Here is a 23,692-nt window from a genome sequence, read left to right as displayed (position 1 = left end):
TGAAGAGGATGAAGTTAGTCTTATTACGACATGGTGAAAGTGAAGCCAATTTTCAAAATTATTGGACTGGCTGGTTAGATGTTGCGCTAACTGAAAAGGGGATGCAACAAGCAACGGAAGCTGGACGAAAAATGAATGAGCAAGGACTGGTTTTTGATATCGTTTATACATCTGTACTAAAAAGAGCAATCAAAACGTCACAGTTAGCTTTAGAAGAAATGAATCAATTGTATCTTCCCGTCCAAAAAACTTGGCGGTTAAATGAACGACATTATGGGGCATTAGTTGGTAAAAATAAAACGGAGATGAAAAAAGAATATGGCGAAGAACAAGTCAAAAAATGGCGTCGTGGCTATCGAGAAGTTCCGCCACTCGTATCAGAAAACCATTTTGATCGACGCTATGATTCTTTAGATCCACGTTTGCTCTCCCATGGTGAAAGCTTAGAGATGACAGTTGAGCGCGTGGTTCCTTTATGGCAAGATGAACTTGCACCACACTTATTAGCTGGTAAAAATGTCTTAGTGGTTGGACATGGGAATAGCTTACGTGCGTTAACTAAATACTTAGAAGATGTACCAGAAAATCAGTTGGATACGATTGATATCCCGAATGCGCAACCGATTCAATACACTTTAAATAAAGAGTTAGAAATCCTCGGAAAAGAATTGTTATAAGAGGGACATGTTTTGTGGGAATATGAATAGATTTAAAGGAAAGAAGTTACGATGATAAAAAATTATGTTTGGGATTTTGATGGAACATTATTTGATACTTATCCAGCCATGGTCGATGGAGCGCTTCAAGCAATGGCTGCGTTAGGTATCTTAGCGGATCAAGAAACGATTTATCCGATTATGAAGAAATTTTCTACCCGTCAACTAATCAAAGAATACCAATTACCAGAAGAACAATTTACACCCTTGTTTCATCGTTATGAAGCAGCGAGTCAGAAAATTTCCAAGCCTTTTGCAGGCACCCAAGAAGTGTTACGATCATTGAAAAGCCAAGGTGCAAAGCATTTTATTTTGACCCATCGACTCTCATCCTCAACTTGGGGATTACTTGAACAGTTTGATCTAACTGATTTAATTGAAGATGTCATTGGGATTGATCGGAATTTTCCTCGTAAGCCAGCGCCCGACTCATTAAATCATTTGATCCAAAGACATCAATTGAAAAAGTCGGAAACGATCATGATTGGTGATCGTCGTTTAGATATAGAAGCTGGTAAGAATGCAGGAGTCTTGACTTGTTTGTATGATATTGATCATTTTTTACAAGATATTCCTGCCGATTATGTTGTAGATGAACTCTTAAAAATCCTTGATATCAAGGAGAAAGCAATAAAATAGTATCCTCTTTCAAAGTGAGGTATGTTATAATTTGAATAAGGAGTGATCAAATGGAAATCAAAAGACAAAAAGAAGTAGTAGAGGCATTTCACTATGATTTTAAAAGGCCTGATCAAGAAGTTGAAACAGATTTAAAAGTAGGATTTTCTCCTCTGAAAGAGACGATTGAGAACTATCCGAAAGAACACAGTATCGTAGGGGCACGTTTAGAATTTCGCTTAGTCTTTGATACATATGTTTTATCAGGAAGCGTGAGTCAAATTAACCATATCCTTAATCGAAAGATTGAAGGACAAAATGATGTCACACAAGAAGAAGTGGATGAGCTAGTTGCGCCATTATTTGATATCGTCAAACGAATGGCCTATGAAATAACTGAGATTGCATTGGATCAACCAGGCGTGAAACTAAATTTTCAATCTGAAAAAGAAGAAAATGAAGCATAAAACGTGCTTAAAACCAGTAGTGATAGTCAAAGGCTATCACTACTGGTTTTTTTCTATTACTAATTGTAAGCAAAACGAATGTATTTTTTACATAAATAGTCTAGAATGAACGAGTCGCTGAAAAAAATATTTTCAGGAAAATGATTGAAGAATCATTTTCGGGAACCTTTACTTCCTTAGATGGACTTGTCATTAAAAATTAGAGGAGGAGTAAAATGACAACACTCATCACAGTTTTAGTGGTTCTAGTTTTTGCGGTATTATTATATGTTTTCTATCGCATGCAAAAGCGCCATGCAAAATTTTCAACAAGGGTTTATACAGCTCTAGCTATCGGAATCGTATTTGGTGGCTTATTACAATTGATTTTTGGAGTAGATAACCAAGTCATCAGTCAATCAATGGAATGGATCAATATCGTAGGTGAAGGCTATGTCGGCTTCTTACAAATGCTGATTATGCCATTAGTATTCGTCTCGATCGTTGGCGCATTTACAAAAATGAAAGTTTCTGAAAAATTAGGTAAAATCAGTGCAACAGTATTAACCTCACTGCTTGCAACAACAGCAATTGCTGCATTGATTGGAATCGGTACTACCATATTATTTGGTCTTCAAGGAGCAAAGTTTACCGAGGGCGCAGCAGAAACAGCTCGAATCTCGGAATTAGCCACTCGCCAAGAGAGTATCCAAGGATTAACGATTCCGCAACAAATATTATCATTCATCCCTAAAAATGTTTTTGCTGATCTAGCTGGTACACGTGCAACAAGTACGATCGGTGTTGTGATTTTTGCTGCATTTGTCGGGATTGCTTATCTAGGAGTCAAAAGAAAAGCACCGAAAGAAGCAGAATTTTTTGCCAATTTGATTGATAGTTTATATAAAATCGTTATGCGTATCGTTACCTTAGTTTTACGTTTGACTCCATATGGCGTCTTTGCGTTGATGACGAATGTGATGGCTACTAGTGATTTTGTTGCCATTATCAATTTAGGAAAATTCGTACTTGCTTCGTATGTTGCTTTACTAGCAGTCTTGATTGTTCATTCATTGATTTTGCTTTCAGTGAAAGTCAATCCGTTTGACTACTTTAAAAAAGCTTTTCCAGTATTGAGCTTTGCTTTTACTTCACGTTCAAGTGCAGGGGCATTGCCATTGAATATCGAAACACAGACCAAAGCGTTAGGTGTGGATGAAGCAACAGCGAATTTTTCAGCCAGCTTTGGTTTATCAATTGGGCAAAACGGCTGTGCAGGTGTGTATCCAGCGATGCTAGCCACGATCGTTGCTCCAGCTGCTGGAATTGATGTTTTTAGTATTGGCTTTATCTTGATGTTAGTTGCAATCGTCACGATCAGCTCATTTGGTGTAGCCGGTGTTGGTGGTGGCGCAACGTTTGCTTCATTGATCGTCTTAGGGGCGATGAATTTGCCAGTTGCCATCGTTGGCTTAGTTATCTCAGTAGAACCATTGATTGATATGGCTCGAACAGCAACGAACGTCAGTGGCAGTATGGTTGCCGGGATTGTCACAAGTGCTAGAATTAAGGACTTGGATCGTGAAGCAATCAAAGATGATTCAAAAGTCATTGATGTCAATGCTTAGTTATAAGCCAAAAACAGATTTCGTCTTTGAGACGGGATCTGTTTTTTTTTATAAGCGATTGATACAGAGAATCTATTTTATTCCGAAAAGTGAAAACGAGATTCCATCCACTCCAAAAACTATGACAATAAGGGCAAGTATAAGAGTATAAAGATGGAGTGAAGATAGCTTTTCCGATCTCCGTATGCTAAAATAGTTAAGCTTATGACTTCTAAAACGAAGAAATGTAGGAGGATTTACATGTTTACCAATGAAATGAAAATCATGTTATATGTTGATGATGTGAAAAAAAACGTTGATTTTTGGACTGCGGTTGGATTCAAAGAATTAGATCGTCAAGAAATGGATGGCACACTGGTTGTAGAAATCGCCCAATCAGAGAAAGCAACTACTTCACTTGTCTTATACGATCGGGAATTCATTGAACAACATTCCCCAGAAGTTGCTGGAAGTTCCCCATCCTTGATGTTTTATAGCGATGATATTTTTGATTTATATAAGAAAATGCAAGCACAAGGTACGGTATTAGGCGAATTAGTCCAGTTAGGTGAAGAATACGTATTTAATTTTGCCGATCCTGATGGTAATTATTTTGCAGTAACAGGGAAATAAAGAAATGATTTGAAGGTAGTCTTCAGACACTCATTCTACTAGTAGTTAAACAGGTAATGTTTAGCGACTAGTAGAGTGGGTGTTTTTCACTTGGTAGAACCTAGTTTCTGTAAATGGTCATTCCATCGTTGAGGTCATCTTATTCCATCTTTTATGTAGTAAAGTTTGCCTAAATTAAAAAACGATAATTATATTATGTTAACTGAAGAGTTTGAACATAAATACACAAGCATAAATATCGTCAAACGAACCTTACTTTTTTTATACTATTCTGGAGAGAAGAGAAGGAAGGAAAGAAAACATGGATTACCAAGTATTACTTTATTACAACTACACAACCATTGAAGACCCAGAGCAATTTGCGAAGGAACATTTAGCCTTTTGTAAATCGTTGAATTTAAAAGGAAGAATCTTAGTTGCCAAAGAGGGAATCAACGGCACATTGTCTGGAACGATCGAAGAAACTGAAAAATATATGGCGATGATGCATCAAGACGAGCGTTTTGCTGATACATTTTTTAAAATTGATCCAAGTGAAGGCCACGCATTTAAGAAAATGTTTGTTCGTGCACGACCAGAACTTGTTTCTTTGAAATTAGAAGACGATATCGATCCTCACGAATTGACAGGAGATTATCTCTCACCAAAAGAATTCAAAGAGGCAATTTTAGATGAAGATACTGTTGTTATTGATGCCAGAAATGATTATGAGTATGATCTAGGACATTTTCGTGGGGCTGTTCGTCCTGATATTAGAAGCTTTAGGGAACTCCCTAAATGGATCCGTGATCATAAAGAAGAATTTATGGAAAAACGAGTGGTTACTTATTGTACTGGTGGGATTCGTTGCGAAAAATTTTCTGGTTGGTTAGTCCGTGAAGGCTTCAAAGATGTTGGTCAACTACACGGCGGGATCGCAACTTATGGAAAAGACCCTGAAGTTCAAGGAGAATTGTGGGACGGTAAGATGTATGTGTTTGATGAACGTATTGCAGTTGATATCAATCAAGTGGATAAACGAATCGTAGGCAAAGATTGGTTCGACGGTACGCCTTGCGAACGCTACATCAATTGTGGCAATCCTGAATGCAATCGTCAGATGTTGACTTCTGTTGAAAATGAAGAAAAACATTTAGGTTCTTGTTCGATCGAATGCGCAAAACATCCACAAAACCGCTACATCAAAGAGCATCAACTGTCTGAAAAAGAAGTAGAAGAAAAATTAGCTGCTTTTTTTAACTAGCATTTAGTGACAAGCTGAAAAATAAACATAGCGGGAGAAGCTGTTCTCCAATCACCTAGCTCTAGTTGAGCCCTGAGTGAATAAGGGAATTCCTTTGCTATCTTTATTTTTGGCTTGTCTTTTTTTCTTTTTATTGAGAAAATCAGTATAGGAAAGGGAAAAACCTTTTTGATAAGTGTAAATCTATTCGAAAGATACGTTATACTACAATAGAAAGGGAGAGTTTCATCATGAAAAAGTGGGTGTATGCGATTGGCGATGTTCATGGAAAATACGATCTCTTTAAAAAATTGGTCAACGAATTTGATCCATTAAATCATCAATTAGTATTGATGGGCGATTTGAATGATAGAGGCCCTAATACGAAAGAATGTTTTTTACTAGGTATGCAACTAGTCAAAGAAAATAACGCGATTTATCTTCGAGGAAACCACGAAGAGTACTTTTTGCAGTTCCTCCAAAGTCCTGAAGACTGGTATGAGCCCTATTTACGGAATGGTGGCAAAGAAACATTTGACAGTCTTTTACACCCTGGGTCAACTGAAGAGTATTCGCCCACAGAGATTGCGTTGATGATTCGCTCACGATATGGCGAACTGATTGATCTTTTATGTGAACGGCCGCTCTATTATGAATGGCATAACTATCTCTTTGTCCATGCAGGGGTTGACTTAACTAAAAAAGATTGGCATGATACAAACCCTCATGACTTCATCTGGATCCGCGAACCTTTCCATGAAGGTAAAAATAATACAGGAAAAACAATCGTTTTTGGTCATACCATTACCCCTATGCTACACGGAGATATGGAAACGACAGATTTATGGATTCACGATAAGAAAATCGGAATTGACGGTGGAGCAGTCTTTGGTGGATCGATGCATGGTGTGGTTTTTGATGAAACTGGTATCGTTCAAGACATTGAGTATCAAAACACTGAAGGACCGTGGCAAGGAAATTAATGGATCAGGATAACAGTACATGATTCCTTATAAAAGTATTGAGGAAACTCAAATTCCTCAACTATTATAGGGGATTTTTAGTGTGATTGATTTGTTTTGCTGAGAGCTGCTATAAGTACTGTTATCAAATATGATAAAATAAATAAGTATGTGAGAAAATCCACCATTTTTATTTAGAAACAGGGAATAATGAAAATGGCTTTAACTTAAAAAGGGAGTATATTGATGGCAGAGAATTTAAATCAAACAATTGTCCAGTTAGTTCAAAAAGAACTAACGATGTATCATTCAAAACAACTTACCACCGTATTGAATTTATTGAACGAAGGAAATACTGTCCCATTTATTGCACGTTACCGAAAAGAAATGACCGGTAGCTTAGATGAGGTACAAATTCGAGAAATTGAAGAGCGCTATGCTTATTTAGAAAACTTAGAGAAACGAAAACAAGAAGTGATTCGTTTAATCGATGAACAAGGTAAGCTAACGCCAGAATTGAAAAAAGACATTACTTTAGCAGTTAAAATGCAACAAGTAGAAGACTTGTATCGTCCTTATAAACAAAAACGCAGAACGAAAGCGACGATCGCAAAAGAAAAAGGATTAGAGCCTTTTGCCCAGTGGCTTCGTCAATTGCCCAATGAAGATGTCTATGCAGAAGCAAAAAAATACCTCAATGATGAAAAAGAAGTTCATACGGTCGAGGAAGTATTGCAAGGCGCTCACGAAATCATTGCTGAAGAAGTCAGTGATAATGCAACTTACAGAACGTGGGTACGCTCCTATACCTACAATAAAGGTTCTTATGTCAGTGTCGTTAAAAAGAAGGAGTTAGATGAAAAAGCGGTATATGAAATGTATTATGATTATGCCGAACCCATTCATAAAATCGTCTCTCATCGCATTTTAGCGACGAATCGTGGTGAAAAAGAAGGCATTTTGAAAGTCGGACTCCAAGTGGAAGAGGAACCTATTTTGTCTTATTTGGAGCGGCAATTGATCAATAACCCAGCTTCTCCCGCAACTATGTTTGTTAGGAATGCTTATCAAGATAGTTACAAACGATTTATTCAACCTGCGATTGAGCGGGAAGTGCGCAATGAATTAACTGAAAAAGCTGATGAGCAAGCAATTGCGATCTTTGGAGAAAACCTCCGTAATCTCTTGTTACAACCTCCTTTAAAAGGAAAAGTCGTTTTAGGATTCGATCCAGCCTATCGTACAGGATGTAAGTTAGCTGTAGTAGATGCGACAGGTAAAGTTTTGGCAATTGAAGTCATCTATCCGCATAAACCTGCTTCTCAAGCGAAACGTGAAGCTGCAGGACCTGCTTTTGTTCAATTGATCAACCAATACCAAGTAGATATGGTCGCAATAGGAAATGGTACTGCTAGCCGTGAATCAGAACAATTTGTTGCTGAACAATTAAAATCAGCTGATCATAAAGCGTACTATGCGATCGTGAATGAGGCGGGAGCTTCTGTTTATTCTGCAAGTGATATTGCCCGCAAAGAATTTCCTGACCTCCAAGTGGAAGAGCGAAGTGCAGTGTCGATCGCTCGACGTTTGCAAGATCCATTAGCTGAATTAGTGAAGATTGACCCTAAAGCTGTAGGAGTTGGACAATACCAACATGATGTTTCTCAAAAACGTTTAGCGGAACAATTAGATTTTGTAGTAGAAACTGTGGTCAATCAAGTGGGTGTGGATGTTAATACTGCAAGCCCTCAATTATTGCAACACATCTCTGGTTTGAATAAAACAACTGCTCAAAATATTGTGACTTATCGAGAAGAAAATGGTGCGTTTGATACGCGAGCGCAATTGAAAAAAGTTCCTCGCTTAGGACCAAAGGCTTATGAGCAAGCGATCGGGTTTATCCGTGTACCAGGTGGGAAAAACATTCTTGATAATACAGGCATTCACCCAGAAAGCTATCCAATTGCAAAAGAAATTCTAAAAAGCAACGGGTTATCAGAGAAAGCATTAGGTAAAAAAGAAGCAATCGAAACCCTATCTCAACTTTCTTCCACTCATTTATCCAAAACATTATCTGTAGGAGAAGCAACGTTAGCTGATATTCTTGAAGGGTTAACCCGACCTGGTAGAGATATGCGGGATGAAATGCCAGCCCCACTCTTGCGTTCAGATGTTTTAAGTATGGAAGATTTGAAACCAGGGATGGAGTTGAAAGGGACTGTACGGAATGTAATCGACTTTGGCGCGTTTGTTGATATCGGTGTAAAGCAAGACGGATTAGTTCATCTTTCTAAATTAAGTAAAAAATTTGTTAAACATCCTACTGATGTCGTTTCTGTAGGCGATGTTGTAACAGTTTGGATTGAAGCTGTTGATGTCAATAAAGGAAGAATCAGTTTAACGATGCTTTCCCCTTATGAGGCGAAATAAAGTGACAGAAATCGAATTGCAGCAACTCGTTGAAAGAATCTCGCTAGATAGTTTTTCATTGCCCTTTAAGCATCAAGCAAAATTCAATTCTCGTTTGCGATCTACAGGGGGACGTTATCACTTAAACGACCATCATTTAGATTTTAATTGGAAGATGTTTCAAGAAGTGGATGAAGCGACAAAAGTTGCAATCATTAAACATGAATTATGTCATTATCATTTGCATTTAGCTAATAAAGGTTATCGTCATCGAGATGCTGATTTTAAGGCTTTACTAAAAAAAACGGGTGGTTTAAGATACGCTCCTGCTCTTTCTGCTAAGAAAACGACTAAAATTGAATGGTATCAGTGTGCTAGTTGTACAACCGATATTTACCGCAAGCGAAAAATCGATACAAAACGCTATGTTTGCGGGAAATGTCGAGGGCATTTGATTTGGAAGGAAACACTGGATAAAGTGCCAAATGAACAGCTTTCCAGTAAGTAAAAAATCTTAAAAAGGAGAAAAAAGCTCATGACGAATCAAGGGGAACAATTGAAAGATTGGAATTGTTTGCTATCCTTTTTGGCTGATGCAAGTGATCAAAGAACAAATGATTCGGCACCAATAGTGATTCTAGCAGGCAATGGCTTACCGATTCTTGCTGATAAGGCAGCTGAACTGTATTTGCAAGGACAAGTGCAGCAAATTTTTCTAGTCGGAGGAATCGGACATGCTACTAAGGTGCTTCGCCAAAATTTTGCAAAGCAAGGGGTTTTATTTGAGGATGGACTCAGTGAAAGTGAGATGTGTTTTCGTTACTTAACAGAAAAATACCGCATTCCAACTGAAAGATTCATTTTAGAAACAACCTCGACGAACTCTGGGGAAAATGCACAACATGCCTTGACGATCCTTCAAAAAAAGGGCGCTCTACCTGAACGGATTTTTCTTATGAATGATCCAACATTACAGCGACGTACCAGAGCAACTTTTGAGAAGGTCTGGAAAGGCACAGGAGTAGAATGGTGTAACTATGTCCCATTTGTTCCCCAATTAATTGAACTAGCGGAAGAGTTACATTTTTCTCAGCCAGAGTTGAACGATCAATGGTCGAAAGATTATTTCTATGCGTTAGTTTTAGGAGAAATGGTTCGTTTGAAGGATGATGAACAGGGCTATGGACCAAATGGGAAAAATTATATGAATCATGTGGACATCCCACAAAAAGTTTGGTCAGCCTATCAACGGATCCGTTCTTCTGTTTCAGGAACTTTCTTGCGTTCATGAGAAAATCATCCCTAGTAGACCAAACGAGAGCGTTAGCCAGTTTTTAAATTTGAACGATTTTTCAAGTAAGTAACCTCTTCAAATATATTTGGTTGAAATTTTTTTAGGTTTATATGATAATGAGGAACGTGTTGTAATAGAAAACAAAATAATGGATGATATTTAAGAGAAGAGGATTCAAATGGAAAATCAAAATAAATTATACCATTTTGTTGGTATTAAAGGATCAGGAATGAGCTCATTGGCACTTGTCTTACACGAGCAAGGGTTACCAGTACAAGGATCAGATATCGAAAAATATTTCTTTACACAAAGGGATTTAGAAAAAGCAAATATCAAAATTTTGCCTTTTGATGCAGAGAATGTTCAACCTGGAATGACGATCATTGCTGGTAATGCTTTCCCAGATACGCATGAGGAGATTCAAAGAGCGAAAGAGTTGGGATTAGAAGTTGTTCGTTATCATGACTTTATCGGCGACTTTATCCAAAACTACACGAGTATTGCAGTGACTGGTTCACATGGTAAAACGAGTACGACAGGATTACTTTCACATATGTTGACTGGCATTCGTCCAACAAGTTATTTAATTGGTGATGGCACAGGACATGGCGATCCCGAAGCAGAATTTTTTGCATTTGAAGCTTGTGAATATCGTCGCCATTTCTTAGCATATTCGCCTGATTATGTTATCATGACAAATATTGATTTTGATCATCCAGATTATTATACAAGTATTGATGATGTGTTTACCGCATTTCAATCAATGGCAAATCAAGTGAAAAAAGCGATCTTTGCCTATGGAGATGATGCTTACTTAAGAAAATTAGAAGCAGATGTTCCGATCTATTATTATGGTGTTTCTGAAGACGATGATATCCAAGCTCGGAATATCGAACGCACAACGACGGGGTCAGCTTTCGATGTTTACCACAAAGATGAATTTGTGGGACATTTCACTGTTCCTGCTTTTGGCAAACATAATATATTAAACGCATTAGGCGTGATCGCAGTTGCTTATTTTGAAAAACTAGACCAAGAAGAAGTAGCGAAAGAATTGTTAACATTCCCAGGTGTAAAACGTCGCTTCAGCGAAAAAATCGTAGCTGATATGACAGTTGTAGATGATTATGCTCATCATCCAGCTGAAATCAAAGCAACAATCGATGGGGCTCGACAAAAGTACCCTGATAAAGAAATCATTGCAGTTTTCCAACCTCATACATTTACCCGCACAATTGCTTTGATGGATGAGTTTGCAGAAGCACTAGATCTTGCAGATAAAGTTTATCTATGTGATATATTTGGCTCTGCTCGTGAAGAACAGGGCGATGTTAAAATTGAAGATCTTGGCAATAAAATCAAAAAAGGTGGTCAAGTGATCAAAGAAGACAATGTTTCTCCTTTACTTGATTTCCACGATGCTGTCATTATCTTTATGGGTGCAGGGGATGTTCAAAAATTTGAACAAGCGTATGAAAAATTATTAAGTAGTACGACAAAGAATGTATTGTAATCTATTTTTTTAAGTAGTCGCTTGTAAAGCAGTCTCTATCTGTTAAAGAATGAAACTTAACAGGTAGAGATTTTTTGATTTTTCTGGTTTTCAAAAGAGGAATCAACATCGCTGTCTTCTTTCAGTTTCGTTAATATTTTCTTGTTTTAATCAGTGTAACTTGCCTTTTTGGACTGTTTTGATACAATAAGAAGTGATCAATATATAAACTGGAGGGTTACTAACTTGAACATAAGTAAACCACGTAAATTAGGAAAAACCATCAATGAACTGGAGGAAGGGGACTCGTTGTCTTTAACTGAATCGATTGAAGACAATCAGCTGTTATTGTATTTAGGACTAACAAATGATGCGAATCCACTATACATCCAACATGATTTTGCGAAACAAACGGAGTACCAACAACCGATTGTGCCTTCTGTCATGTTGATGGGCATCATCACCAGTGCAATTTCAAAACATTTGCCAGGTCCTGGGTCTCATGTAGTCAATTTTTCTGTCAATTTTATTGAGCCAGTTTTTCATTATCAAACATTGACTTTTCAGTTTGATATTATCAAAGTAGACAAAATGAAAAATGTCGTGACAATCTCTGTCGAAGCAAACAATAGCGAAGAAAATCGGGTATTGGATGCAGTAGTGATGGTTCAGCCACCGGTCGAACCAGAATTAGAGATTACTCTTGAAAGTGAAGGTGAAACATATGAATAATCAAGGTACTATTTCAACAGGACTGAATCGCTTCTATGCTAAGGTCTATGGTTATCTAGGAGGAGGTCTAGCATTAAGTGCGATTATCTCTTATCTCGCATTACAAGTATATCCTCAACAAGTTTTCTCGTTCATCAATAATTTCCCATTAGGCTTTATGGGTCTCTGGATCGTAGAGTTGATTTTAGTAGTTGTATTGGGCGTTAAAGCAGCTAAAAACCCAAGTTTAGCTATTGGTGGTTTTATTGCGTATTCGCTCTTGAATGGACTGACGTTAGCTGTCACATTAGCGATGTATGATATCGGTAGCATTACCAGAGCGTTTATTACAGCAACTGGAATGTTTTTAGGGATGTCCGTTGTAGGCTTGGTTACTAAAAAAGATTTGACAGGTGTCGGCCGTGCCGGAATGGCCGCATTGATCGGTGTCATTATTGCCATGGTCTTAAATGTCTTTATCTTACGAAGCAGCGCAGTAGAGTTGTTTATTTCTCTTCTTTTAGTCGTAATCTTCGCAGGAATTACCGCATATGACAACCAAAAGATCCGGTCAATCTATATAGAATCAAATGGGACAGCACACAGTGGAATTGCCGTTTTCTTGGCATTGCAACTATACCTTGATTTTATCAACTTGTTCTTAGCATTCTTAAGAATTTTCGGACGCAACAATTAGGCGATTGAATGGACAGTTCAATTGAACAATAATTATGAGAGTGAAAAGCATTGAGTCTTTTCACTCTTTTTTGTCCAGTAAAGTGACTAATTTGCGTTTTTCTTTTCGCTTTCCTCAGTATTCTTTGTTAGAATAAATAAGAACTTTACAGTAAGGAGTTAGGCAGATGACAAAAAATAAATTATTACTTGTAGATGGAAATAGTGTTGCTTTTCGCGCATTTTTTGCTTTACACAATTCATTAGAACGGTTTAAAAATAGAAATGGGTTGCATACAAATGCGATCTATGCTTTTAACACGATGTTTGAAAATGTGATGCAAAAAGAGCAACCTACTCATGTATTAGTTGCATTCGATGCAGGAAAGACGACGTTTAGAACCGAGATGTATGCAGAATACAAAGGTGGCCGTTCAAAAACTCCTGGAGAATTTAAAGAACAGATGCCTTACATTCGTGAATTACTCACAGGACTAGGTGTCCAATACTATGAATTACCTAATTATGAAGCGGATGACATCATTGGGACATTAGCCGAAAAAGTCAATAAAGAAGAATTTGATGTCGTTGTTTTATCTGGTGATCGAGATCTGACTCAATTAGCTAGTAATGAAATCAAAGTAGACATTACGGTGAAAGGTGTGAGTGATATCGAAAGTTACACACCTGAACATGTGGCTGAAAAATATGATGGGTTGACTCCAAATCAAATCATTGATATGAAAGGTTTGGCAGGAGACGCTTCAGACAATATTCCTGGTGTGACGAAAATCGGCGAAAAAACAGCAATCAAATTGTTAAAACAATATGGATCCGTTGAAGGGATCTATGAGCATATTGATGAAATGAAACAAAGCAAAATGAAAGAAAATTTGATCAATGATAAAGAACAAGCTTTCTTATCCAAACAATTAGCGACGATCAATACAGATGCGCCAGTTGAAGTCTCAATTGATTCATTGAAATATGAAGGGAAAAACTTAGAGAAATTGGTGCCATTTTATAAAGAAATGGAATTTAAACAATTCCTGGCAAAGCTGGACCTTGTTGAGGAAGAAGTAGAACTTGAAGATATCCTATTTGAAGTAGTCCATGAATACCATGAGGACATGTTCACGACTGACATGGCTTTATATGTGGAGATGATGGGAGACAATTACCATACAGAAGATATCGTGGGTGTAGCTTGGGGGACGAAACAAAAAATTTATGTTACGAATGATCTAGCGTTATTTGAGAACGAAGCTTTTTGTGCTTGGTTAGCTGATCCAACACGGTTGAAAAAAGTCTATGATGCCAAACGGACCTATGTGGCTTTAAATCGGTATGCCACGAAAACAAAAGGGATCGATTTTGATGTCTTGCTTGGTGCCTACTTGCTTGATACAAATGAGAAAAGTACGGATATTGAAGGAATCGCTGCCCATTATGGCTATCATGAAGTGCAGTCAGATGAAGCAATTTATGGAAAAGGGGCAAAAAAAGGATTACCGGAAGAGGAAGAAGTATTTTTTGCCCACCTTGCCAGAAAAGTATCTGCCATTAATGTTTTAACACCTAAGTTAAGTCAAGAATTAACAGAAAAAAACCAAATGGCCTTGTTCCGTGAGATGGAACTACCCCTTTCAATCATCTTAGCTGAAATGGAAATCACTGGTATCAAAGTTGATGCTTCTCGTTTACAAGAAATGAAAATCGAATTCTCCAATCGATTGAAAGAGATCGAGGAAACAATCTATCAAGAGGCTGGTGAATCCTTCAATTTAAACTCACCAAAACAATTAGGTGTCATTTTATTTGAAAAAATGGGGTTACCGGTGATCAAGAAAACGAAGACGGGCTATTCCACTGCAGTCGATGTTTTAGAACAATTAAGAGAACAAGCCCCAATCGTGGATGACATCTTGACGTATCGCCAAATCGCCAAGATCCAGTCAACTTATGTAGAAGGTTTGTTAAAAGTCATTCAATCCGATGGAAAAGTCCATACCAGATATGTTCAAACATTGACTCAAACAGGGCGTTTAAGTTCAGTAGATCCTAATTTACAGAATATTCCTATCCGCTTAGATGAAGGGCGAAAGATTCGCCAAGCATTTGTGCCTAGAGAAAAAGACTGGTTGATCTATTCATCTGACTATTCACAAATCGAATTGCGAGTTTTAGCTCATATCTCAAATGATGAACATTTAAAAGCAGCCTTTCTTGAAGGACAAGACATCCATGCAAGTACTGCTATGCGTGTTTTTGGGATTGAAAAAGCAGAAGATGTTACACCAAATATGCGTCGTCAAGCAAAAGCAGTCAATTTTGGGATCGTTTATGGCATCTCTGACTATGGTTTATCACAAAATCTTGGGATTACAAGAAAAGCAGCACAACAGTATATTGATACGTATTTTGAAAAATATCCTGGAGTCAAAGAATATATGGAACGTATCGTTCGTGAAGCGAAGGAACAAGGATTTGTCGAAACTCTTTACCATCGTAGACGTTATTTGCCTGATATCAATTCACGAAATTATAATATACGTTCTTTTGCTGAAAGAACAGCAATCAATACCCCAATCCAAGGAAGTGCCGCTGATATTCTTAAAATCGCGATGATCGAGTTGGATAAACGCTTAAAAGAAGAAAAACTATCAGCAACCATGTTGTTACAAGTACACGATGAATTGGTTTTTGAAGTGCCAGAAACAGAATTAGAACGATTAGACAAATTAGTAAGTGAAGTCATGGAACATGCCGTGTCCTTACACGTACCATTGATTACAGATAGTAGTTGGGGGAAGACGTGGTATGAAGCGAAATAGCTGATTGCCGCTATTGAACCGATCTGTTCAATAAATAGATAAAAAAGCAAATAAGTCGAAGGTGAAAACATGCCAGAATTACCAGAAGTAGAAACTGTACGAAAAGGCTTGTCTCGTTTAGTCGTTGGAAAGAAAATCCAAAAAATCCAAGTCTTATGGCCAAGAATCATTGAACAACCAGAAACAGCAATCTTTGAAGCTTCGTTAGTTGGCGAAGAGATTCTGGCTATTGATCGAAGAGGCAAGTTTTTAATTTTTCGTTTGACTCATTATGAATTGATCTCACATTTACGTATGGAAGGAAAATACCAATTTGTTGAAAAAAATGAACCGATCGATAAACACACGCATGTCATTTTTTTCTTTGAAGATGGTAGCCAACTCCGATACCATGATGTACGTAAATTTGGACGAATGACATTAGTTGAAAAAGGAGCGAGTGATGCTTACAAAGGCATCATGAAATTAGGTCCAGAACCGTTGCCAGATACATTTTTATTAGACGGCTTTCGTTTAGGCTTACAAAAATCTCATAAAGCGATTAAACCATTATTATTAGATCAAAAATTAGTAACAGGTTTAGGGAATATCTATGTGGATGAAGCGCTTTGGGAAGCGAAGATCCATCCAGAACAGCCAGCGGATACATTGAAGCCCAAAGAAGCAGAGTTGTTACGAAAAGCAATTATTGACGTGTTGTCTCGGGCAATCGAGGCAGGCGGAACGACGATCAGGAGTTATCTCAATGCGCTAGGCGAGTCAGGTAACTTTCAAGTAGCTTTACATGTCTATGGTCAGACTGGTCAACCATGTGTTCGTTGTCATACACCGATCGTCAAAACAAAAGTAGCGCAAAGGGGGACGCACTATTGTCCAAATTGCCAAAGACTAAAAATCAGCAAGTAGGCTATGTCTTAGGCTTAACTGGTGGGATTGCTACTGGGAAAAGCACTGCAGCAGCTGTTTTTAGCCGTCACCAAATCCCGATGATCGATGGAGATATCATCGCCCGTGAAGTCGTCCAACCTCAGACTCCTGGATTGGCGGCAATCGTTCAAGAATTTGGGGAAGAAATCCTTCAAGAAGATGGCTCGCTTGATCGAGTAGCTTTAGCTAAGATTATTTTCGATTCGACAGAACAAAGACAAAAACTTGATCGCTTATTAGACCCATTTATCCGTCAAGCGATTACGGAACAGATTAGGCAACAAAAAGCAAATTATCCTTTAGTTGTCGTTGATATCCCTTTATTATTTGAAGGTCATTATGAACAGGAAATGGATGCTGTAGCAGTCGTTTACCTTCCAGAAGAAATTCAATTGCAACGTTTGATGAAAAGAAATCAATTGACACTGGACGAAGCAAAGAAAAGAATACAAAGCCAGATGCCGATTGAAGAGAAGAAAAAATTAGCAGATATCGTTTTTGACAATTCCGGTAGTAAGGATGAACTGACTTGTCAAATCGAACGTTGGCTCTCGGACTTCAACAATCGATTTCTTTGAGTATATTTAGATAGTTTGCTATGCTGAATATAAAGAAAAGAGGGGGATTGGTATGGGGACTTTTAAAAATCAAAAAGATAAAGTAGTCGGTTCTGCAAAAGAAAAACTAGGAGAGATCTTGAATAAAGATGAACTGGTAGATGAAGGACGGGCACAATCAGAAGCTGCAAAAGAAAATGATGAACGCTACAAAGCCAGAGTCGATGAATTAGAAGACCAACAAGCAGAAAAAGAAGCCAAGGAGCAAGATCTGACCCAAGAACGAAAAAAAGATGATCCAACACACAAAAAAACACCTTTACCAGAAGCCGATCATATTCCTGAACAACAAAAAATCGATGAACAACGAATGAAACATTATACAGGAATTGAAGAAAAACTTTAATGGGTATAACTTAGACTGTTGAAACAGAGAGTGAGACAAGTTTTGTCTCACTCTCTGTTTTTTTTGAAGTATGCACCTGAAAGAAGTTTTTAAGAAGCACTGTTTTACATGCAGTTTTCTCGAAAGTCAAGCCTAATTGTTTTGCTTTGGAACAATTTCGATCAATCGATTGAAAAAAAGGTTCTTCTAACGAGGTTTTTTATACAGGAGAGTCGCCTGTAAGAATTGTTTCATGTTATAATACAACTAGTTACATGTGTGAAACTTTTTTTATGAAAAGCAGGAGTGAATCATAAAAATATTGTTTCATACGTAATTATTTACGTAACTATTATTGAGTGAAAATTTATCCTTTGAATGTTCGTTGAATCAATACTATATAAATTGATTCAATATATTAAATGAATGTATATCAGAAAAATTTCAGATTAAGAGGTGAAAATAATGAGATGTCCTAGATGTCAACATAACAATTCCCGAGTGATTGATAGTCGACAAGCGGATGATGGTCGAGCAATTCGTCGAAGACGAGAGTGCGAAAACTGTTCTTTTCGTTTTACAACATTTGAAAGAATTGAAGCAGCACCTTTATTAGTGATCAAAAAAAATGGGGAACGGGAAGAATTTAATCGTGACAAGATTTTAAGAGGATTAATCCGTTCAGCAGAAAAAAGACCAGTTGCGATGGAACAAATGGAGCAAATCGTAAATCATGTTGAAAATCGGGTGCGAAGTCTTGGTGAAAATGAAGTATCGACGACGTTGATCGGAGAATACGTGATGGAAGATCTGGTCAATTTAGATGAGATTGCTTACATCCGTTTTGCCAGTGTTTATCGTCAATTTAAAGATATGTCGGTGTTTTTAAAAGAATTACAAGACATCGTTGATAAAGCAAAAGAAAATAATAAAGAGAATCATAAAGAAAACAACGAATAAATCAGAAATAAAATCAAGTCATAAAAGGAGGCCAAATTCCTTGGATAACGCATGGAAAGAGCTTCAACCTAAAAATATCTACCAAGGAAGAAAAAGCTATCCGCTAAGAGAAGAAGGGAAATCCTCATTACTTTATCTCTACCAGCCATTAATCGGCAGTGAAGCTTTGAGTTTGTATTTTACCTTACTATCAGAAATTCCTTTACAAAAAGGCGTTGGACCGGAAGGATTACATGCTGATCTGTTAAGTAGCTTGAATTGTGGTATTCCTCAGCTTTATGAAGCACGGAAAAAACTAGAAGGGATAGGACTTTTAGAAGTTTTTTTCAAAGAAGACCCTAGCTTAGGGGGATGTTTTATTTATGAGTTACTTGAGCCAATTGAACCGTTAGCATTTTTTAAAGATACATTATTGTCTTTTCTGCTATTAGAAAAAGTCGGTCAACGGCGTTTCGATCAGTTGATCCAACTATTTCAGCCGGAACATTTTTCGACGAATGATTATCAAAAGATCACGAAGAAATTTTTAGAAGTATATCGATTTAATGAAAAAACATATGCTGCAGATCAAGAGAAACTCGAGGAAAACCAACAGTCATTTACAACCAAATCAGCTGATCTGGGGAAGTCCATGGAACAATCCACTCTTGATTGGCGCTTTTTGACAGATTGGTTGGCAAAAAAACATATCATGAATCTAGATGAATCATTGAAGGAACAGTTAACAATGTATCATTTACTTTATGGCGTGGATGAGTTGACATTAGGTGAATGGGTCGTACAAGCGTATGATTTTTCTGAGCAGACAGTATCTGTCAAAGAGCTTCAACGCATCGTATTGGTGAACCAACAGACGAAGCGAACAAATACATTGGCTAATCAAAATGAAGAAGCAACCTCTGCCAATCAGAATGAGACACCTAAGGAAGCAACTGCTCTGACAAATGCGACACTACAGTTAGTGAACGAAGCCAAAAGCATTCCGCCAATGAAATATTTAGAGGCACTGAAACAAGCAAAAGGCGGCTATGTGTCAAAACAAGAAACTTGGCTTTTACAGGATTTAGTTTCACAATCGGGATTGTCGAATAGTTTGATCAATATCCTGATCAATTATGTCTTAGTAATCAAAGATCGTCCTAGCTTAACCGCAAGCTTTGTCAACACGATCGCTAACGAATGGGCACAAAAAAAGATCATGACCCCAGAAGAAGCCATTGAACATATTCGGAAAACCAATAGCAAAGGCAAACAAAATACTAAAAATACCAACCAGAATTATTCAACTAATCGTCGAAACGTTCGTCGTGAGAAACTACCAGATTGGGTCAACCAGCCAAAAGAAGAGAAAAAAATCAGTAGTGAGAAAAAAGCGGAGATCGAACGACGATTCAAAGAATATTTTGCCAAGAAGGAGGGAGATAGCTAATGGAAGATGTAGGAAAAGAATTAAAGCGGATCATCAGCCAGCGAAATTATCAACAAAAATATGCTGAAATGATCGAAGAAGTCCTCAACGATCCAGATGTGCAAGCCTTTTTGGCGGATCACAAAGATGAATTAACACAAGCAGATATCGAAAAAAGTTATGCAAAACTATATGAATTTGTCCAAGAAAAACGAAAATACCAAAAAAATGACCCTACGATGATCGCTCCTGGCTATGAGCCCAAGCTAACCTTGAATTTTCATTATGTCGATGTGACTTATGTTCCAACAGAAGCCTTATTGGCGAAGAAAAGACAAGAAGAAATTAGGAACCGGATCAAAGCTGTCGATATGCCAAAAGATATCCAAGATGCTTCTTTCAATAATTTTGAGCGTACCGATGGACGGAGCTATGCAAGTTTTGAAGCACTAGACTTTGTGGAAAATTATAGTGCAAGTCCCAAAGAATATCATAAAGGACTTTATTTAGTTGGTAGCTTTGGAATAGGAAAAACCTATCTTTTAGGGGCGACTGCCAGAGAACTAGCCATTAAAGGCTTTACAACTACACTTGTCCATTTTCCTACTTTTGCTGTTGAAATGAAACAAGCGATTGGAAAAGATCAAGTCGCAGAAAAACTAGATGCGGTCAAACGTTCACCCATTTTAATGATGGATGACATTGGCGCTGATGCAATGAGTAGTTGGATCAGAGATGAAGTCTTTGGTGTGATCTTGCAATATCGAATGCAAGAGCAACTGCCAACCTTTTTCTCTTCCAATTTTACAATGAATGAATTGGAACAACATCTTGCTGTGACACAGCGTGGAGATGAAGAACCATTGAAAGCCAAACGAATCATGGAACGGATTCGTTATTTGACAAAAGAAATTGAAATGACTGGACGCAATCGGAGAAATGGCTAGCGAAAAGAGAAAGCATAGAAGTCATAATTGTAGCCTTAGTAGGCTTAGAAGATGTGATCGAGAAAGCCTTTTGCTGAATTAGTTATTGCCCTATTTCCTGCTTATTGCTTTGATGGGTAGGAAAATAAGCAATGCAAACAATTCATTGAGAGAAGTCTGCAAATAATTCTCTTTTCAATGACTCTCGATGTTCACTTAGTTATTCAAGAAACTCATAATTTGAGATGAAAGTGTATCTGAATTCATACTTAACGCCACTTATATTGATCGTAACAAGCTACAAAAGTGGTGTCATACTGGATAGAGTGATGATTACAGAAGCTTATGCCTGATCAATAGTCATCATGGTAACGAAAAAAGACAACCATAAATTTCTGATGAACAAGTATCAAAAACAAAATTGAACGACTAAAAACAGAATATATTGATTATCGTCAACTAAATAAAAAGTCAAAGAACGATCATCAATTGAAGTAATGTAAATAATTAGCCGGAGGATAAAGATATGAAAGTGATTTTTTCTTGTTTGTTGGCGACAGGGTTACTTTTTTCGCTAACAGGTTGTGGTAATGGAGATAAAAATGAGGCATCGATCGATTCGATTAGTGCGGAAACAACGACTAAAGCGAAGGATTCTTCTAACGAAGGACAAAGTATTTTTAAGGGTGAAATTGAAAGTATTGATGACTCAGTCGATGATACCATTCAAATCAAAGTGGTCAATGTAGATGAAATCGAAGACCCCGAGAATATTGGAACCTCTTTTGATAATGATGGTGTAACACTAAATGTTTCGAATGATCAATTAGTCGGAGGTAAGGAATCTTTTCAAAAAGGTGACGAGATCAAGTTTACTTTAAAAGAAAAACCAATTATGACAATGTCAATCCCTCCGCAAATTCCTGGTAATTCGATCATTGAGGCAAGAGTTATTGAATAGTCAGTGTTAAACGTTTCGTAAAAGCAAATAGCTCATCAGGAGATTTGAAATTTTTCTTTTTCAAATCTCCTTCATTTATAGGGAAAATGTTATAATGAGGGGGAAGGAGTGAAGGTATGAACCACTTAGATTTATCGAAACGCTTAGCATTAGTGGGAGAACATGTCCCAACAGGAGCGTTTTTAGCAGATATTGGCTCTGACCACGCTTACTTGCCAGTTGCATTAATGTTAAAGGATAAAATTGAATTTGCTGTAGCTGGCGAAGTGGTGAAAGGCCCTTATGAGTCAGCAAAAAAACAAGTACAGAAAAATGGTTTAGAAAAGCGGATCGTTGTTCGTTTAGCTAACGGATTAGATGCGATTGAGCCAACAGATCAGATCAATGCGATCACGATTGCTGGTATGGGTGGGGCTTTGATTCGAGATATTTTAGAAGCAGGCGCCAAACAGCATCGTTTAACAGGGAAGGAGCGTTTGATTCTCCAACCAAATATTGGCGAGCAAGCAGTGAGAAAATGGTTGCAAGACAATCACTATCAAATCATTGCAGAAGAGATTTTAGAGGAAAACAAAAAAATCTATGAAATCATTGTAGCTGAAAAAACACCGACGAAGCATATCTATAATGAGGAAGAGATTCTGTTTGGTCCATTTTTATTGCAAGGAAAAACAGTGGTCTTCCAAAAGAAATGGCAAAGAGAATTAAAACAAAGACAAGCGATTTTAAAACAATTGTCACAAGCACAGAACCAAGAAGAACGTGTTGAAGCGATAAAAAAAGAAATCCAGATGATCGAGGAGGTTTTAGCTTAATGGCGATCAACGGTAATGAATTTATTCGCAAATTTGAAGAATATTGTCCTCAATGGTTGGCTGAAGAAGGAGATCCTGTGGGGCTACACCTCGGAACATTAAATAAACCGATTCAACGCATAATGATGACGTTAGATGTTCGTCCAGAAGTTGTGCAAGAAGCCATCGAAAAAAAGATTGATTTGTTAATTGCTAAACATCCTCCCATTTTTCGACCAATTAAACGATTAATAACGGATCATCCACAAGAAAAAATGTATGCTGATTTATTAAAACATGATATTGCTGTCTATGCAGCACATACCAATATGGATATTATCGAGGATGGATTGAATGATTGGTTTTGTGAAGCATTAGGAATCAATGTCGAAAATTATTTGTTAAAGACACATACAAGGCATTACAAAAAACTAGCTGTTTATGTACCGATCGAAGACGCTGACAAATTACGTAAGGCTTTAGCTGAGGCTGGTGCGGGTGAACAAGGTCATTACGATCATACAAGTTTTACCAGTATTGGAGAAGGTCGTTTTCGACCGAATGAACAGGCACATCCCGCAATTGGTAAAAATGGCCAACTAGAAAAGGTAGAAGAAGCTAAAGTGGAAGTGATTTTTCCTGAAGACCGTGAGGAAAAAGTGTTATCAGCTATGTATCGTGTCCATCCTTATGAAGAAGTAGCATTTGATTTGTTTTCAATTGACGAACCGACTCAAACCTGGGGGATCGGTCGAATCGGAGAATTACCAGAAGCGCTTGATTTAGATACCTTTGTATCTAAAGTAAAAGAAGTCTTCCACTTAGAAGGGCTACGAGTTGTTCGTCCAACTCATACAAAGAGCACTGTTAAAAGAATCGCCATTTGTGGTGGTAGTGGCGAAAAGTTCTATCCTTATGCATTAGCTCAAAAAGCGGATGTTTATATTACTGGAGATATCTATTACCACACAGCTCAAGATATGCAAAGTGCAGGCTTGATTGCGATTGATCCAGGTCATTATATTGAATCTTTATGTAAAGAAAAGTTTGTCGAAAAATTTGAGAAATGGAAACAAGAAGAAAATTGGACCGTTGATTTCTTTGTTTCAGAAACGGATACGAACCCATTTCAATTTAACTAAAGGAGAGCTGTTG

At 37.5% G+C, this 23,692-nt stretch carries 23 protein-coding genes; all 23 read left to right on the top strand.

Features of this window, described 5'->3' with window-relative positions:
- Window positions 1–8: 8 nt before the first annotated feature.
- The 23 genes from AB3H93_RS04190 to AB3H93_RS04080 all read left to right on the top strand — a co-directional run bounded on the left by AB3H93_RS04190 (window position 9) and on the right by AB3H93_RS04080 (window position 23,679).
- Window positions 9–677, top strand: a complete 669-nt coding sequence (locus AB3H93_RS04190; RefSeq protein ID WP_010719022.1) for a 2,3-diphosphoglycerate-dependent phosphoglycerate mutase — start codon at window positions 9–11, stop codon at window positions 675–677.
- 54 nt (window positions 678–731) lie between these two features.
- Window positions 732–1,355 carry an HAD-IA family hydrolase gene (locus AB3H93_RS04185; protein WP_368020216.1) on the top strand — a complete coding sequence of 208 codons (624 nt, stop codon included), beginning with the start codon at window positions 732–734 and terminating at the stop codon, window positions 1,353–1,355.
- 50 nt (window positions 1,356–1,405) lie between these two features.
- The gene (locus AB3H93_RS04180) at window positions 1,406–1,801 is read left to right on the top strand and encodes a DUF1149 family protein (protein ID WP_010719024.1); all 396 of its coding nucleotides are present in this window, start codon (window positions 1,406–1,408) and stop codon (window positions 1,799–1,801) included.
- A gap of 215 nt (window positions 1,802–2,016) precedes the next feature.
- A complete protein-coding gene (locus AB3H93_RS04175) occupies window positions 2,017–3,408 on the top strand; it encodes an L-cystine transporter (RefSeq protein WP_010719025.1) in 1,392 nt (463 codons plus the stop codon).
- A gap of 240 nt (window positions 3,409–3,648) precedes the next feature.
- Window positions 3,649–4,020, top strand: coding sequence for a VOC family protein (locus tag AB3H93_RS04170; RefSeq protein WP_010719026.1), 372 nt, complete (start codon window positions 3,649–3,651; stop codon window positions 4,018–4,020).
- A 301-nt stretch (window positions 4,021–4,321) separates the two neighbouring features.
- Complete coding sequence (locus AB3H93_RS04165) at window positions 4,322–5,263, top strand: rhodanese-related sulfurtransferase (RefSeq protein WP_010719027.1); 942 nt, start codon at window positions 4,322–4,324, stop codon at window positions 5,261–5,263.
- Between the two features lie 230 nt (window positions 5,264–5,493).
- Window positions 5,494–6,225: a metallophosphoesterase family protein gene (locus AB3H93_RS04160; RefSeq protein WP_161440092.1), complete on the top strand. Its 732-nt coding sequence runs from the start codon at window positions 5,494–5,496 to the stop codon at window positions 6,223–6,225.
- Between the two features lie 225 nt (window positions 6,226–6,450).
- Window positions 6,451–8,634: a Tex family protein gene (locus AB3H93_RS04155; RefSeq protein WP_368020190.1), complete on the top strand. Its 2,184-nt coding sequence runs from the start codon at window positions 6,451–6,453 to the stop codon at window positions 8,632–8,634.
- 1 nt (window position 8,635) lies between these two features.
- On the top strand, window positions 8,636–9,121 hold the full coding sequence (locus tag AB3H93_RS04150) for a SprT family protein (RefSeq protein WP_368020189.1): 486 nt from the start codon (window positions 8,636–8,638) through the stop codon (window positions 9,119–9,121).
- Window positions 9,122–9,148: 27 nt separating this feature from the next.
- Window positions 9,149–9,904, top strand: a complete 756-nt coding sequence (locus AB3H93_RS04145; protein ID WP_053766812.1) for a YdcF family protein — start codon at window positions 9,149–9,151, stop codon at window positions 9,902–9,904.
- Window positions 9,905–10,085: 181 nt separating this feature from the next.
- Window positions 10,086–11,420 (top strand): UDP-N-acetylmuramate--L-alanine ligase, encoded by a 1,335-nt coding sequence (gene murC, locus AB3H93_RS04140; RefSeq protein WP_010719032.1) that lies wholly within the window; start codon window positions 10,086–10,088, stop codon window positions 11,418–11,420.
- Between the two features lie 225 nt (window positions 11,421–11,645).
- Window positions 11,646–12,131, top strand: coding sequence for a MaoC/PaaZ C-terminal domain-containing protein (locus tag AB3H93_RS04135; RefSeq protein ID WP_010737681.1), 486 nt, complete (start codon window positions 11,646–11,648; stop codon window positions 12,129–12,131).
- A complete protein-coding gene (locus tag AB3H93_RS04130) occupies window positions 12,124–12,807 on the top strand; it encodes a Bax inhibitor-1/YccA family protein (protein ID WP_010737680.1) in 684 nt (227 codons plus the stop codon). Before AB3H93_RS04135 ends, AB3H93_RS04130 begins: the two co-directional genes overlap by 8 nt.
- A gap of 166 nt (window positions 12,808–12,973) precedes the next feature.
- On the top strand, window positions 12,974–15,619 hold the full coding sequence (gene polA, locus AB3H93_RS04125) for a DNA polymerase I (RefSeq protein ID WP_010719035.1): 2,646 nt from the start codon (window positions 12,974–12,976) through the stop codon (window positions 15,617–15,619).
- Window positions 15,620–15,688: 69 nt separating this feature from the next.
- Complete coding sequence (mutM, locus tag AB3H93_RS04120; RefSeq protein WP_096709056.1) at window positions 15,689–16,525, top strand: DNA-formamidopyrimidine glycosylase; 837 nt, start codon at window positions 15,689–15,691, stop codon at window positions 16,523–16,525.
- On the top strand, window positions 16,489–17,124 hold the full coding sequence (coaE, locus tag AB3H93_RS04115; RefSeq protein ID WP_368020188.1) for a dephospho-CoA kinase: 636 nt from the start codon (window positions 16,489–16,491) through the stop codon (window positions 17,122–17,124). The genes mutM and coaE overlap by 37 nt, the downstream gene beginning before the upstream one ends.
- A gap of 52 nt (window positions 17,125–17,176) precedes the next feature.
- A complete protein-coding gene (locus AB3H93_RS04110) occupies window positions 17,177–17,509 on the top strand; it encodes a hypothetical protein (RefSeq protein ID WP_010719038.1) in 333 nt (110 codons plus the stop codon).
- Window positions 17,510–17,953: 444 nt separating this feature from the next.
- Window positions 17,954–18,448: a transcriptional regulator NrdR gene (gene nrdR / locus AB3H93_RS04105; RefSeq protein WP_010719039.1), complete on the top strand. Its 495-nt coding sequence runs from the start codon at window positions 17,954–17,956 to the stop codon at window positions 18,446–18,448.
- A 40-nt stretch (window positions 18,449–18,488) separates the two neighbouring features.
- Window positions 18,489–19,877, top strand: coding sequence for a replication initiation and membrane attachment family protein (locus AB3H93_RS04100; RefSeq protein ID WP_096709057.1), 1,389 nt, complete (start codon window positions 18,489–18,491; stop codon window positions 19,875–19,877).
- Window positions 19,877–20,803 carry a primosomal protein DnaI gene (dnaI, locus tag AB3H93_RS04095; RefSeq protein ID WP_096709058.1) on the top strand — a complete coding sequence of 309 codons (927 nt, stop codon included), beginning with the start codon at window positions 19,877–19,879 and terminating at the stop codon, window positions 20,801–20,803. The genes AB3H93_RS04100 and dnaI overlap by 1 nt, the downstream gene beginning before the upstream one ends.
- A gap of 505 nt (window positions 20,804–21,308) precedes the next feature.
- A complete protein-coding gene (locus tag AB3H93_RS04090; protein ID WP_368020187.1) occupies window positions 21,309–21,743 on the top strand; it encodes a lipoprotein in 435 nt (144 codons plus the stop codon).
- 116 nt (window positions 21,744–21,859) lie between these two features.
- Window positions 21,860–22,558 carry a tRNA (adenine(22)-N(1))-methyltransferase TrmK gene (locus AB3H93_RS04085; RefSeq protein ID WP_053766819.1) on the top strand — a complete coding sequence of 233 codons (699 nt, stop codon included), beginning with the start codon at window positions 21,860–21,862 and terminating at the stop codon, window positions 22,556–22,558.
- Complete coding sequence (locus tag AB3H93_RS04080) at window positions 22,558–23,679, top strand: Nif3-like dinuclear metal center hexameric protein (RefSeq protein ID WP_368020186.1); 1,122 nt, start codon at window positions 22,558–22,560, stop codon at window positions 23,677–23,679. The genes AB3H93_RS04085 and AB3H93_RS04080 overlap by 1 nt, the downstream gene beginning before the upstream one ends.
- Window positions 23,680–23,692 lie beyond the last annotated feature (13 nt).

Source organism: Enterococcus sp. C74 (assembly GCF_040887125.1).
Taxonomy (GTDB): Bacteria; Bacillota; Bacilli; order Lactobacillales; family Enterococcaceae; genus Enterococcus_B; species Enterococcus_B hirae.
This window is presented reverse-complemented; position numbering and strand designations above follow the sequence as displayed.

What these genes read in the sequence shown, in the direction of transcription:
- AB3H93_RS04190 (WP_010719022.1), top strand. Translation starts at nt 9, where the DNA reads ATGAAGTTAGTCTTATTACGACATGGTGAAAGTGAAGCCAATTTTCAA.
- AB3H93_RS04180 (WP_010719024.1), top strand. Translation starts at nt 1,406, where the DNA reads ATGGAAATCAAAAGACAAAAAGAAGTAGTAGAGGCATTTCACTATGAT.
- AB3H93_RS04175 (WP_010719025.1), top strand. Translation starts at nt 2,017, where the DNA reads ATGACAACACTCATCACAGTTTTAGTGGTTCTAGTTTTTGCGGTATTA.
- AB3H93_RS04170 (WP_010719026.1), top strand. Translation starts at nt 3,649, where the DNA reads ATGTTTACCAATGAAATGAAAATCATGTTATATGTTGATGATGTGAAA.
- AB3H93_RS04165 (WP_010719027.1), top strand. Translation starts at nt 4,322, where the DNA reads ATGGATTACCAAGTATTACTTTATTACAACTACACAACCATTGAAGAC.
- AB3H93_RS04160 (WP_161440092.1), top strand. Translation starts at nt 5,494, where the DNA reads ATGAAAAAGTGGGTGTATGCGATTGGCGATGTTCATGGAAAATACGAT.
- AB3H93_RS04155 (WP_368020190.1), top strand. Translation starts at nt 6,451, where the DNA reads ATGGCAGAGAATTTAAATCAAACAATTGTCCAGTTAGTTCAAAAAGAA.
- AB3H93_RS04145 (WP_053766812.1), top strand. Translation starts at nt 9,149, where the DNA reads ATGACGAATCAAGGGGAACAATTGAAAGATTGGAATTGTTTGCTATCC.
- murC (WP_010719032.1), top strand. Translation starts at nt 10,086, where the DNA reads ATGGAAAATCAAAATAAATTATACCATTTTGTTGGTATTAAAGGATCA.
- AB3H93_RS04130 (WP_010737680.1), top strand. Translation starts at nt 12,124, where the DNA reads ATGAATAATCAAGGTACTATTTCAACAGGACTGAATCGCTTCTATGCT.
- polA (WP_010719035.1), top strand. Translation starts at nt 12,974, where the DNA reads ATGACAAAAAATAAATTATTACTTGTAGATGGAAATAGTGTTGCTTTT.
- mutM (WP_096709056.1), top strand. Translation starts at nt 15,689, where the DNA reads ATGCCAGAATTACCAGAAGTAGAAACTGTACGAAAAGGCTTGTCTCGT.
- AB3H93_RS04110 (WP_010719038.1), top strand. Translation starts at nt 17,177, where the DNA reads ATGGGGACTTTTAAAAATCAAAAAGATAAAGTAGTCGGTTCTGCAAAA.
- nrdR (WP_010719039.1), top strand. Translation starts at nt 17,954, where the DNA reads ATGAGATGTCCTAGATGTCAACATAACAATTCCCGAGTGATTGATAGT.
- dnaI (WP_096709058.1), top strand. Translation starts at nt 19,877, where the DNA reads ATGGAAGATGTAGGAAAAGAATTAAAGCGGATCATCAGCCAGCGAAAT.
- AB3H93_RS04090 (WP_368020187.1), top strand. Translation starts at nt 21,309, where the DNA reads ATGAAAGTGATTTTTTCTTGTTTGTTGGCGACAGGGTTACTTTTTTCG.
- AB3H93_RS04085 (WP_053766819.1), top strand. Translation starts at nt 21,860, where the DNA reads ATGAACCACTTAGATTTATCGAAACGCTTAGCATTAGTGGGAGAACAT.
- AB3H93_RS04080 (WP_368020186.1), top strand. Translation starts at nt 22,558, where the DNA reads ATGGCGATCAACGGTAATGAATTTATTCGCAAATTTGAAGAATATTGT.